The organism is Falsiroseomonas sp. RANM36 (assembly GCF_056682175.1).
In genome coordinates this window covers 435,838-446,648 of record NZ_JBWXTD010000003.1, presented here as the reverse complement: position 1 = coordinate 446,648, position 10,811 = coordinate 435,838, and the positions used below count along the sequence as shown (strand labels likewise).

General features: G+C 72.7%; 10 protein-coding genes. 6 read left to right on the top strand and 4 right to left on the bottom strand.

Annotation, left to right across the window (positions count from 1 at the left end):
- The coding region (locus AC1MIR_RS06890; protein ID WP_480027443.1) for a pyridoxal-phosphate dependent enzyme at positions 1-1,020 on the top strand (1,020 nt) is incomplete at its 5' end.
- Positions 1,021-1,233: 213 nt separating this feature from the next.
- On the opposite strand, the gene AC1MIR_RS06885 is transcribed toward AC1MIR_RS06890, so the two are convergent.
- Both AC1MIR_RS06885 and AC1MIR_RS06880 read right to left on the bottom strand, forming a co-directional pair.
- Positions 1,234-2,472, bottom strand: coding sequence for a hypothetical protein (locus AC1MIR_RS06885; RefSeq protein WP_480027442.1), 1,239 nt, complete (start codon positions 2,470-2,472; stop codon positions 1,234-1,236).
- A 113-nt stretch (positions 2,473-2,585) separates the two neighbouring features.
- Positions 2,586-3,080 carry an Lrp/AsnC family transcriptional regulator gene (locus tag AC1MIR_RS06880; protein ID WP_480027441.1) on the bottom strand — a complete coding sequence of 165 codons (495 nt, stop codon included), beginning with the start codon at positions 3,078-3,080 and terminating at the stop codon, positions 2,586-2,588.
- Between the two features lie 179 nt (positions 3,081-3,259).
- On the opposite strand from AC1MIR_RS06880, the gene trxB reads away from it, so the two are divergent.
- Both trxB and AC1MIR_RS06870 read left to right on the top strand, forming a co-directional pair.
- Positions 3,260-4,237: a thioredoxin-disulfide reductase gene (trxB, locus tag AC1MIR_RS06875; protein ID WP_480027440.1), complete on the top strand. Its 978-nt coding sequence runs from the start codon at positions 3,260-3,262 to the stop codon at positions 4,235-4,237.
- A gap of 169 nt (positions 4,238-4,406) precedes the next feature.
- Positions 4,407-5,312, top strand: coding sequence for a LysR family transcriptional regulator (locus AC1MIR_RS06870; RefSeq protein WP_480027439.1), 906 nt, complete (start codon positions 4,407-4,409; stop codon positions 5,310-5,312).
- A gap of 300 nt (positions 5,313-5,612) precedes the next feature.
- On the opposite strand, the gene AC1MIR_RS06865 is transcribed toward AC1MIR_RS06870, so the two are convergent.
- Positions 5,613-6,512: a polysaccharide deacetylase family protein gene (locus AC1MIR_RS06865; RefSeq protein WP_480027438.1), complete on the bottom strand. Its 900-nt coding sequence runs from the start codon at positions 6,510-6,512 to the stop codon at positions 5,613-5,615.
- Positions 6,513-6,577: 65 nt separating this feature from the next.
- Between AC1MIR_RS06865 and AC1MIR_RS06860 the strand changes: the two genes are divergently transcribed.
- The 3 genes from AC1MIR_RS06860 (at position 6,578) to AC1MIR_RS06850 (ending at position 10,047) form a co-directional block, all read left to right on the top strand.
- Positions 6,578-8,011 (top strand): amidase, encoded by a 1,434-nt coding sequence (locus tag AC1MIR_RS06860; RefSeq protein WP_480027437.1) that lies wholly within the window; start codon positions 6,578-6,580, stop codon positions 8,009-8,011.
- Positions 8,012-8,021: 10 nt separating this feature from the next.
- Positions 8,022-8,906, top strand: a complete 885-nt coding sequence (locus AC1MIR_RS06855; RefSeq protein ID WP_480027436.1) for a fumarylacetoacetate hydrolase family protein — start codon at positions 8,022-8,024, stop codon at positions 8,904-8,906.
- 166 nt (positions 8,907-9,072) lie between these two features.
- Complete coding sequence (locus AC1MIR_RS06850) at positions 9,073-10,047, top strand: tripartite tricarboxylate transporter substrate binding protein (RefSeq protein ID WP_480027435.1); 975 nt, start codon at positions 9,073-9,075, stop codon at positions 10,045-10,047.
- A 2-nt stretch (positions 10,048-10,049) separates the two neighbouring features.
- On the opposite strand, the gene AC1MIR_RS06845 is transcribed toward AC1MIR_RS06850, so the two are convergent.
- Entirely contained in the window at positions 10,050-10,652 is a 603-nt protein-coding gene (locus AC1MIR_RS06845; RefSeq protein ID WP_480027434.1) for a hypothetical protein, read from the bottom strand.
- Between the last annotated feature and the right edge of the window lie 159 nt (positions 10,653-10,811).

Sequence of the window (10,811 nt, the reverse complement as noted above, 5' to 3'; positions counted from 1 at the left end):
GGGCTCTCGCCGCGGTACCGCGTGGCGGGCGTTATCGGTTTGGCGGCCGCAAACCACGCGCACGGGGGGGCGCGGCAGGCCGCGCTCGCCGGCATCCGCGCCACCATCGTCATGCCGCGCTACACGCCGGCCACCAAGGTCACGCGCACCGAAGGCTGGGGCGCGCGCGTGGTGCTGCATGGCGAGACTCTGGCCGAGGCCGCCGCGCATGCGCTCGACCTCTCGCTGCGGGAGGGGCTGTTCTTCCTGCACCCCTATGACGATCCCGGCGTCATCGCCGGCCAGGGGACCGCGGCGCTCGAAATGCTCGAGGACGCGCCAACGATCGACACGCTCGCGGTGCCGGTCGGCGGCGGCGGGCTGCTCGCCGGTTGCGCGGCGGCGACGCATGAGATGAAGCCGGGCGCGACCGTCTTCGGCGTCGAGGTCGAGGCCTATGCCGCCATGGCGCAGCGCCTGGCCGGCAAGCCGGTGCAGGTCGGCGGTCCGACCGTCGCGGAAGGCATCGCCGTGCGCGACGTGGGCGAGCTGCCCTTCGCCTTGATCAAGCGCCTCGGCCTGGAGGTGCTGGTGGTGCCCGAGCGCGCGGTGGAGGAGGCGATCGCCCTGCTCGCCGAGGGCGCGAAGGTCGTCGCCGAAGGCGCCGGCGCCGCCGGCCTCGCCGCCGTGCTCGCCTTTCCCGAGCGCTTCGCCGGCAAGGCGGTCGGCATCCCGATCTGCGGCGGCAACATCGATGCGCGCGCTTTGTCGAACGTGCTGCTGCGCCAGCTGCTGCGCGACGGGCGCCTGCTGCGCCTGCATTTCGACATTCCGGACCGGCCCGGCATGCTGGCGGATATCGCGAAGCGCATCTCCGACCTCGGCGGCAACGTGATCGAGGTGCAGCACCAGCAGCTCTTCGGCGCGCCGACGGTGCAGAGCACCGCGCTGCACCGGATGGTGGAGGTGCGCGCCGCCGCGCCGGGCAACGCCATCATCGCCGCGCGGCGCGCCGGCGACTACGAGGTGCGGCGGGGCTGAGAGACCGTTTGAGAATGCCGGCGGCTGAGGGTCCGCAGGGGATTTTTCGTCGCCGCTCGGCGGACGGCGCCGCCGCTGCTGGTTGCATCGGCAAGCCGGCCGTCGCGCGGGGAGCGCGCCTTTGGCGCGACGCGGGGGCGGAAAAACCCCGCGGCGCCGACCCGCCCGGTGTTCCCAAACGGTCTCTGAGCCCTCCTCGGTGGGCGGGCGGATTCAGCGCCGTGCAGTGACCGTCTCTACCGCCCCGCGCGGATTGACCCGCGCCGCCCAGGGCTGCGGCACGTAGCCCGGCACGATCCGGCAATCCCCCGGAAAGACCCATTGCAGCCCGAGGCAGCGCGCCTGCACCCCGGCGGGCGTCGGCTTCTCGCCGCGTTCGATCCAGGCGGCCAGGGCGTCCAGCGCGGCCGGATAGAGCACCGGCGACAGCTTGGTGTGGTCGCTCTCGTCCACGAAGACCTGCACCAGGCGGTCGGCCATGCCGGCGCGCGCCACCGTCTCGCGATAGGCGGCCTGGTGCTCGACGAAGACGGTGGTGTCGCCGATGCCGTGCATCGTCAGCACCGGCACGCTGATGCGACCGGTCGGGTCGCCATCGGCGGCCAGCAGCGCCAGCGCCTCGGGGTCGGGGCGGATGCGCGGCACGCGGGCGTTGAAGGCCTCGTCGTCGGCGGTGCCGCGATAGCGGACCTCGGCATTGCCGAAGGCGCTGCGGCCGCCGGTCATGTTCCAGGCGATGTCGGCGAAGACCTGCGTCGCCCACCAGAGATGGGTGGGGATCGCGGCTTCCGGCACGCGGCTGGCCGCTGCCAGGTCCGACAGCGCGCGGCGCTGCGCCGGGCTGCGCTGCTCCGGTGCCTTGTCGGCGCCGGTGCAGGCCAGGTAGCGCGCGATCACCTGCTCGCGTGTCAGGCGGAAGCCGCGCGCCTGGCCGAGCGTGACCGGATAGGCGGGCTCGCCGCGTGCCGGCAGCGTGCCGCAGACCACCTGGAAGGCGGCGCGCAGGTCCACCCGCATGTCGTAGCCCCGGGTCGGCCCAGCCAGCACGCCGGCCGTCAGCAGAGCGCCGTCATAGGGGCGGCGCCCGTCCGCACCGGGCTCGTTCATCGCCTCGCCGGCGCGGGCGGCGACATTGCCGCCCCAGGACTGGCCGCGCAGGATGGTCAGCCGCGGCTGGCCGAACACCGCCACCGCAGCGCGGCGCGCCTGCTCGGCATCCTCGGCGGCGCGCAGCACGCCGAAGCCGGCGGCCCGGCGGCTGGTAGCGGCGAAGGCCCAGCCCTGCTGCAGGATCTCGGTGCTGCGCAGCAGGTCCTCGTCCGAGGTGTGCGGCCCGGGGCGCGCCATGCGCGGCCCGCCATGGATGTGAACGAGGAGCCGGCCGTTCCACCGCGCCGGCCGCGCCAGCAGCAGATGCGCGCCGTTGTCGTCCTCGCCGCGCCAGCAGGCCACCCCGGCGGGCATCCCGGGCGGGCAGGCGGCGGGGAAGGCGCCGAAGGCCGCGGCCGGGCGGTCGCCGCCGAGCGCGAGCGCGGCCGCCAGCAGCGACGCCGCCAGCCAGCGCCTCAGGCGGGTTCGGTCTCCCGCTCCACCGGCACGCCCGACAGGTCGCGCGCGGTGCGGATGGTCGGCATGGTCTGCACGCGCAGCACATGCGGCGCCTCGGTCAGGCGTGCCGTCAGCGCATTCTCGTGCTGGGTGTCGCGCGCGACGAGGCGGAGCAGGAAGTCGCCGCCGCCGCGGATCATGTGGCACTCACGCACCTCCGGCCACGAGGTCACCATCCGTTCGAAGGCGGAGAGCACCGCCTCCTTCTGGGTTTCGAGCCCAACCAGGGCGAAGAAGGTGATTTGCCATCCCAGCACCTGCGGGTCGAGATCCGCATGATAGCCACGGATCACCCCCTGTTCCTCCAGCCGCCGCACGCGGCGCAGGCAGGGTGGGGCGGACAGCCCCACCCGGCGGGCCAGTTCCACATTGGTCATGCGGCCATCGGCCTGGAGTTCGGCCAGGATCTGGCGGTCAACCATATCGAGGTCCGGCAGGTCGTGCCGTCGCATCGTCGCGCCTCTTCCATGCATCCGCATACGTTTCGGGCGTAACATAGTTCTACATTAAGTTTTGGCAAGGTGCCTCGCGCCAGATCCTGCGGCAGCGTCCGCGAATGCCGCGGAAACGGTTGAGGAAGCGTCGCCGCCGGACGATATGGTGCAGCGCACCCGTTCCGGAAGCACGAACCGTGTCAGATCTCCGTCGCACCAGGCTTGCGGGCGCGGGCGCGGCCCCGGGGGGCAACCGGGCGGCCATCCCCGCGGCCCGCGCCGGGCGGGCGCCGCTGGTCGTCGCGGGGCTGCAGCCCGGCGGCCAGCTCACCATCACCACCGATGTCGAGAACTATCCGGGCTTCGCGGAGGCCATCCAGGGCCCCTGGCTGATGGAGCAGATGCAGGCCCAGGCCGAGCATGTCGGCGCCAGCGTCGTGCAGGACGTAATCACGGCGGTCGAACTCGGCCGCCGCCCCTTCCGCGCCACAGGCGATTCGGGCGCCACCTACGAGGCGGAGGCGGTTGTGATCGCCACCGGCGCGCAGGCGCGCTGGCTCGGCATTCCCGGCGAGAAGGAGCTTTCGGGCTTCGGCGTCTCCGCCTGCGCCACCTGCGACGGCTTCTTCTTCCGCGGCAAGGATGTCGCCGTGATCGGCGGCGGCAACAGCGCGACGGAGGAGGCGCTCTACCTCTCCAACCTCGCGCGCCACGTGACGCTGGTGCATCGGCGCGGGGAACTCCGGTCGGAGAAGATCCTGCAGCAGCGTCTCTTCGCGAAGGAGAATGTCTCGGTCGTCTGGGACAGCGTGGCGGAGGCGGTGCTGGCCGACAGCTCCGGCCGTGTCCCGGGGGCGCGCGCGCTGGCGCTCCGCAACGTGAGGACGAACGAGCGGACGGAGCTTCCGGTGCACGGCGTCTTCGTCGCGATCGGCCACGACCCCGCCACCGCGCTGTTCAAGGGCCAGGTGGCGATGGACGCGGAGGGCTACATCCTGACCGAGCCGGGCACCACCCGCACCTCCGTCGCCGGGGTCTTCGCCGCCGGCGACGTGCAGGACCGCATCTACCGCCAGGCCGTGACCGCCGCGGGCACCGGCTGCATGGCGGCGCTGGAGGCGGAGAAGTTCCTCGCCCATGCGCCGGCCGAGGCGCCGGCAGCCGCGGCCCACTGAGCGCGGCGCGACCTGGCGCGCGGTGTTCCGCGCGCAATGGTCTATCCAGGCCGCCGCCGCTCATGGCAGCCTGACGACTCGGGAGAAGCTTCTGCGGGCCTTCGTTCCGGTCCGCCTTCGGCAACGGGGCGCACCGTGAGGGCCCCGCCAGCAGGGAGACGCCGCGGGGATGCCGCTGGACTGGGACAAGCTGCGCGTGTTCCACGCCGTCGCCGAGGCCGGGTCCTTCACCCATGCCGGCGAGACGCTGAACCTCAGCCAGTCGGCCGTGTCGCGGCAGATCCAGGCGCTCGAGGAAGCGCTGCAGGTGCCGCTCTTCCACCGCCATGCGCGCGGCCTGATCCTGACCGAGCAGGGCGAGACGCTGAACCGCGCCGTGCGCGAGGTCTTCGCCAAGCTCGCGATGACCGAGGCGCTGCTGACCGAAAGCCGGGAGAAGCCGACCGGGCGGCTGAAGGTCACCACCACCACGGGCTTCGGCAGCATCTGGCTGGCGCCGCGGCTGCACCGCTTCCTGCAGCTGCACCCGGATGTCTCGCTGACCGTGCTGCTGGACGACGCCGATCTCGACCTCGCGATGCGGGAGGCGGATGTCGCGATCCGCATGCACCCGCCGCGCCAGCCGGACCTGATCCAGCGCAACCTCGGCAGCTTCAACTGGCGGGTCTGCGGCGCGCCGGACTACCTGAAGCGCTACGGGATGCCGCAGCGGGCCGAGGATCTCGATGCCCACCGGATGATCGTCTATGGCGACTATCGCCCGCCGATCGAAAGCGTAAACTGGCTGGCCGAAGCAGGGCGCCGCCCCGGCACGCCGCGCCGCGCGGTGCTGGAGCTGAACTCCCTGCCCGGCATCGTGAAGGCGGTGCGCAGCGGCCTCGGCCTGGCCGCGCTGCCCGACTACATGGGCGAGGAGCTGGACGGGCTGGTACAGGTGCTGCCCGAGCTGAAGGCACCGCGGATCGAGGCGTATTTCGTCTATCCGGAGGAGCTGCGGCACTCCAAGCGCGTGGCGGTGTTCCGCGACTTCCTGGTGGCGGAGCTGGCCGCGCCGGGGCGCCTTGCCGCACAGTGATGTGATCGGCCGAGCGGCGGGTTCGCCTTGCGATGCCTGTCGCTGCCGAGTCGCGGCGCGCATGCACGCTCAATAAGGTGTCGGCGTGGCGATTTCCGGCTGACTCATGCTGTGCGTGCATGCCCGACCGCGCGATTTCTCCAATCGCGCATGCGACGAAGCGGCATATGTTTGTTGTGTTCCGGCGGCGACGCTGGAGCAGGGTCATTCGGATGACTCTCCGAACCCCTTCGTCTCCCAGACGTGAAGCCTCCCTGTTTGACTTGGCCGCCCCCCCCCACGGGGGGGGAGGGGATGCCGTCAGAGCTTCGCCTGTTCCTTGCACCAGCGCGCCACCTCCTCATGCGTGCCGAACCACACGCCGGGCTGCGCCTTCATGTACTCGACCAGCCTGTCGAGCATCGAGATGCGGCTGCGATGGCCGATGACATGCGGGTGCATCGTCAGCAGGAACAACCCGCCTTCCGCCAGCGCGCCGTCGAACTCCGCCCGGAAGATCTCTTCCACGCCCGACGGCGGCGTGTAGGGGCGCAGCGCGGAGAAGCGCACGAAGTTGAAATAGGGCGCGTCGTCGCGGATCCATTCCGGCGGCAGCTCCACGATGCCGGTCGGCTCGCCCTGTTCCTCCAGCTCATAGGGATCGTCGTCGCCCATCAGCGATGAATCGTAGAGCAGACCCAGCTCGCGGATGATCGGCAGCGTATCGACGGAAAAGTCCCAGCTCGCCGTGCGCATGCCGACCGGGCGGCGGCCGCTGACCTTCTCCAGCACGTCCGCCGCGCGCAGCGTCAGGTCGCGCTCGACGCCGGGCGGCAGCTTGGTGTTGGCCTCGTGGATCCAGGAATGGATGCCGATCTCGTGGCCCTCATCGGCGACTTCCTTCACCTCGCGCGGATGCAGCAGGGCGGAGACGGCGGGGTAGAAGAAGCTCGCCTTCACGCCGTGCTTGCGCAGCAGCGCGCGGATGCGCGGCACGCCCTGGCGGTTGCCGTACTGCCCCTGGCTGATGCGCATCGGGCTCTGGTCCGAATCGCGCAGCGGGATCGTCTCGTGATCCGCGTCGAAGGAGAGGCTGACGGCGCAGCGCGCCCCGCCCGGCCAGGATTTCGGTGCAAGCGACCGCCCCGCGCGGGCGCGGCCCACGATCTCGCGCCATTGCGGCTCGGACCATTCCCAAGGGTTTTCCGGGAGTTGGGTCATCGGGGTTTTCCTGCCGTGGAGGGGACGTCATGCTGCCGCCCCGTGGCCGAAGCCGGAAGCCCCCGATGACCCGACCGACCGATCCGGCGCTGATGAGCGCCGAGCAGCTTCTGGACCTCTATGCCCGCCGCGCACTCTCGCCGGTGGAGGCTCTGAAGGCGGTCACGGAGCGGATCGCGCGCTACAACCCCTGGGTGAACGCCTTCGCGGCGATGAACCCGCATGCGCTGCGCGCGGCCGGCGAGAGCGAGGCGCGCTGGATGGCCGGGCGGCCGCTCGGCACGCTCGATGGCGTGCCCTGCACGGTGAAGGACCTGCTGAACATGGCGGGCTTCCCGACGCGCCGCGGCAGCCGCACCACCGATGCGACGCCGGCGGCCGAGGATGCGCCCGCCGTCGTCGGCTTGAAGGCCGAGGGCGCGGTCATCATCGGCAAGACCACCACCACGGAGTTCGGCTGGAAGTCGCCGGGCGATTGCCCGTTGCACGGCATCACGCGCAATCCCTGGGACCCGCAGCGCACGCCGGGCGGAAGTTCCAGCGGGGCAGGGGCCGCGGGTGCGGCCTGCTTCGGGCCGCTGCATATCGGCACCGATGCCGGCGGCTCCATCCGCATCCCCGCCGCCTATTGCGGCCTGGTCGGCATGAAGCCGAGCTACGGCCGCGGGCCGCAATGGCCGCATGGCGCCTTCTCCGCCGGCGCGGGCGCGGGCCCGATGACGCGGGGCGGGCGCGACGCGGCGCTGATGTTCTCCGCGATGGCGCGGCACGACCTGCGCGACCCCGTCTCGCTGCCCGACGACCGGCGCGATTGGCGCGACGGCATCGAGGGCGGCGTCGCCGGGATGCGCGTCGCCCTCGTCCGCCGCCGCGGCTTCGCGCCGCCGCGGGACGCCGAGGGGGCCGCCGCGCTGCAGGTGGCGGCGAAGCTGCTGGAGGAAGCCGGCGCCATCGTCGAGGAGGCCGATCCCGACCTGCCCGATACGCGCGCCATCTTCTCCCGCGTCTGGGGCGTGGCGCTGGCGCGCATCTGGGACCAGACGGCGGAGGAGAAGCGCCACCTGCTGGATGCGGGCATCGCCGAGGTGCGCGAGAAGAACGAGATGATGCACGCGCCGGACTTCCTCGCCGCCGACATGCTGCGCATCGAATGCGCGCACCGGATGGCGCGCTTCCACCAGCGCTACGACCTGGTGCTGACCGCCGCCACGCCGACCGCCGCCTTCGACGCCGATGCGCCGACCGTGAAGCCGATGGAGGCGCTGTGGCGCGACTGGGCGCCCTGGACCTTCGCCTTCAATCTGACGCGGCAGCCCGCCATCAGCGTGCCGATCGGGCTCGACGAGGCCGGCATGCCGCGCGCGGTGCAGGTGGCCGCCGCGCTCTATCGCGACGACCTGGCGCTGCGCGCCGCCCGCGCCATCGAGCGCGCGGCCAGCCTGCCCCTGGCGGAACCGGCCGAAACAGTGCAGATGCGCCCGCGGACCGACATGCATTGAGGAACGAAGAATGCGTCTGGTGACTTTCATGCGCGCCGGCAGGGTGCAGTTCGAGATCGGCGCGCTCGACGCCGGCGGCGCGGTGCTCGATCTCGGGGCGGGGGCGCCGGCGCGGCGCGGGCAGACCATGCTCGACGGCGCCGGCGCCGAGGCCGCGATGCTCGACAAGCTGCGCGCGGCGGTGGCGAAGGCGCCGAAGGTCGAGGGTGCGCGGCTTTGCGCGCCGATCCCGCGCACGCCGAAGAACGTGTTCTGCGTCGGCAAGAACTATCACGAGCACGCGAAGGAATTCGCCGGCTCCGGCTTCGACGGCGGCGCGAAGGACGTGGTGCCGCCGCATCCGGTGGTGTTCTCGAAGCCGCACACGGCCATCATCGCGACGGGCGAGCCCATCCAGGGCGACCTCGATCCGACCGGCGGCCTCGACTACGAGGGCGAACTCGCGGTGGTGATCGGCCATGGCGGGCGCGGCATCGCCAAGGCGGACGCGCTGAAGCATGTCTTCGGCTACACCATCGTCAACGACGTGACGGCGCGGCACCTGCAGAAGCGCCACAGCCAGTGGATCCTGGGCAAGGGCCTCGACAGCTTCTGCCCGATGGGCCCGGCGATCCTGACCGCCGACGAGGTGCCGGACCCGACGAAGCTGGTGCTCACCACCTGGGTGAATGGCGAGCAGCGCCAGAAGGCGCCGGTCGCCGCCCTGATCTTCGACATCCCGACGCTGATCGAGGCGATCAGCGCCGCCATCACGTTGGAGCCCGGCGACGTCATCGCCACCGGCACGCCGGCCGGCGTCGGCATCGGCTACAACCCGCCGGTGTTCCTGAAGAAGGGAGACGTCATCCGCATCGAGGTGACCGGGATCGGCGTGCTGGAGAACGCCGTCGCCTGAGCCACGGCTCCCTCCCCCCGGGAACGGGGGGGGGGGGGGGGGGGGGGGGGGCCCCCGGGCGGCCCGACCGCGCGCGCCGGGGGCGGGGGGGGGGGGCGGCCCCCCCCCCCCCCCCCCCCAACCCGCCTGCAGACCGAACCACCCAACAACAGGGAGACAACGCACCATGCATCGCCGCACGCTTCTTAGCGCCACCGCCGCGCTGCCCTTCGCCGGCGCCGCCGCGCAGGCGCAGACCGACTATCCCTCCCGCGCCGTGACGATGACCGTGGCCTTCCCGCCGGGCGGCCAGGCCGATACCGTCGCGCGCCCCGGCGCCGGCGCGCTGGAGCGCATCTGGCGCCAGCCCGTGCCGGTGGTGAATCGTGGCGGCGCCGGTGGCGCGATCGGCAACGGCGCCGTCGCGCGTGCGCAGCCGGATGGCTACACGCTGCTGATGGCGCTCTCCTCGCTGGCGATGCTGCCGGAGGCCGACCGAATCAACGGCCGCCCGCCCGCCTACACCGTGGACCAGCTCGCGCCGATCGCGCTGATCACCGCCGACCCGACGGTGCTGGTGGTGAAGGCCGATGCGCCCTGGAAAACGCTGGAGGAGCTGGTCGCCGATGCGAAGCGCCGCCCCGGCGCGATCACCTATGGCTCGGCCGGCAACTACTCCACGCTGCATGTCGCGATGGCGATGTTCACCGGCGCCGCCGACATCGACATGCTGCACGTGCCCTATTCCGGCGGCGGCCCGGCCATGACGGCGCTGCTCTCCGGCACGGTGAACGCGCTCTCCTCCGGCCCCGGGCCCGCGCTGTCGCAGGTGCGCGACGGCAAGCTGCGCGCCCTGGCGCAATGGGGTGCCACGCGCGCGCCGGGCTTCGAGGACGTGCCGACCTTCAAGGAGAAGGGCTACAGTGACGTCGAGTTCTACATCTGGGCGGGCGTCTTCGCCCCCGCCGGCACGCCGGCGCCGGTGCAGCAGAAGCTGCGCGATTCGCTGCGCCCGGCGGTGCAGGACGACCAGCTGAAGCGCGCCCTGGCCGCCGCCGGCAGCCCCATCGACTTCCGCGAGGGCGAAGCCTTCGAGCGCTTCTTCCGCGAGGACAGCGCGCGCCTCGTGCGCGCCGTGCAGCGCATCGGCAAGGTGGACTAGCTTCAGCGCCCCGGCAGCCGCGCCATCGGCAGGGCCGAGAGCGCGGCTGGCGGCGGCACCACCAGCTGCGTGCCGATCCCTGGCGGCAACGCGGCGCCCGGCGGCACCGGCTCGAGCAGCGTGTGGCGGAGGCCCGTCGTGTTGCCGATCGGTGTGCCACCCGGCGCGATGCTGACCCGGACGCCGCTGCGGTCGAGGAGAAGGGCGACGAGCCGCGTCGTCTCGCCGGCACGGACCGTCACGCCGAGCGGCTGGGGCGCCGCGAAGGAGGTCGGGAAGCGCTGGTCGTCGAGCGGACCGCGCAGCCGCCAGTGCATCGCGTAGGTGCCGGGCGGCAGGTCGATCGCCAATGCCTCGGGTGGGGCGATGAAGGCGACCGGCACGCCCTCGATGACCAGGTCGCCGCGCGCGCCGGTCAGGTTCGGCAGCAACCCGGCGAAGCCCGATCGCTCGTTGATGGCAGCGCCGGCGGCGACCAGCACGCGCCCATGGCCGGGCGGGATGCGGCCGGCGGCGACCGCCCCCGCGGCCGCCGGCAGGGGGCCGGGGCGCCGCGCCCCCCCCCCCCCCCCCCCCCGGGGGGCGCGCGGCGGCGCGCGGCTCACGCATGGCGGGGATGTGCACGCGCCAGCGGCGCAGGCGCGGGCCGCGAAGCACGGCGCCGGCGTCACCGACACCGCGACCGCGCTGGCGGACCCGGAGGTGGGCGCCGTCATCATCGCCTCTTCCACCGACACGCACGCCGATCTCGTCATCGCCGCGGC

Coding starts and splice junctions, on each gene's coding strand:
- AC1MIR_RS06880 (WP_480027441.1), bottom strand. CDS start 3,080: ATGCGACGGCACGACCTGCCGGACCTCGATATGGTTGACCGCCAGATC.
- AC1MIR_RS06870 (WP_480027439.1), top strand. CDS start 4,407: ATGCCGCTGGACTGGGACAAGCTGCGCGTGTTCCACGCCGTCGCCGAG.
- AC1MIR_RS06855 (WP_480027436.1), top strand. CDS start 8,022: ATGCGTCTGGTGACTTTCATGCGCGCCGGCAGGGTGCAGTTCGAGATC.
- AC1MIR_RS06850 (WP_480027435.1), top strand. CDS start 9,073: ATGCATCGCCGCACGCTTCTTAGCGCCACCGCCGCGCTGCCCTTCGCC.
- AC1MIR_RS06865 (WP_480027438.1), bottom strand. CDS start 6,512: ATGACCCAACTCCCGGAAAACCCTTGGGAATGGTCCGAGCCGCAATGG.
- AC1MIR_RS06860 (WP_480027437.1), top strand. CDS start 6,578: ATGACCCGACCGACCGATCCGGCGCTGATGAGCGCCGAGCAGCTTCTG.